General features: G+C 47.1%; 1 protein-coding gene. It reads left to right on the top strand.

Annotated features, from left to right (window positions below; genetic code table 11):
• Positions 1-899, top strand: an 899-nt coding sequence (locus tag BK127_RS42220) for a transposase (RefSeq protein WP_144026751.1), incomplete at both ends; no start/stop codon positions are given.

Below are 899 nucleotides of genomic sequence, written 5' to 3'. Positions count from 1 at the left end.
TACGTTCAACTTGAACACTACTTTGTTGACGGCACCAAAATCGAAGCGAATGCCAATCGGTATACGTTTGTTTGGGGTAAAGCGGTCGTGAAGCACAAGGCCAAACTCCAGGAGAAAGTACAGACACTGTTTGCCACCATTGAAGAAACCGAGAATCAAGAAGAACGGTCACACGCCAGCCAAGACTTGAGCGAACGGGGCGAGGTGTCAGAAATGACAAGTGAAAAATTAGAGACTGCTGTCAAACAATTGGAAGAACGACTGCAAGCACAACCCAAGGACAAGTCGCTGAAAAAAGCGGTGCGTGCGCTCCGCAAAGACTTACTCCCTCGCCTTCAAAGGTATGAAACTCACCAAGGAATTTTAGGCAACCGAAACAGCTATAGCAAGACCGACAAAGAGGCTACGTTTATGCGGATGAAAGAAGATCACATGCGAAACGGTCAGCTGAAGCCAGGTTACAATGTGCAGATGGGCACCGAAAATCAATTCATCCTCGGCTACAGCGTACACCAGCGACCTACCGATACGCGCTGTCTTATTCCTCATTTGGAAAAAGTAAAGTCTGCTTTTGGTAAGCTACCTGCTACTGTTATCGCCGATGCAGGATACGGCGGCGAAGAAAACTACGACTATTTAGAGCGAAATCAAGTAGAAGCCATCGTCAAATACAGTACCTACCACCGTGAGAAAAGTAAGACATGGCAAAAGGATATGAGTAAAATCGACAACTGGACGTATAACACCGAACCAGACACATGGACATGTGCTGCGGGGCAAACCCTCATTTTTCGAAGAGCGAGCAAAGAGAAAACCGAAAGTGGATACGAAATCGAGCATCGCCATTACCGAAGCATAAGCTGTGAAGGATGTCCCCTGAAACCCAAGTGTACGAAAGC

It is taken from the genome of Paenibacillus sp. FSL H7-0331, assembly GCF_001956045.1.
The sequence above is the reverse complement of the archived record's forward strand: the minus strand, read 5'-3'. Positions and strand labels throughout refer to the sequence as shown.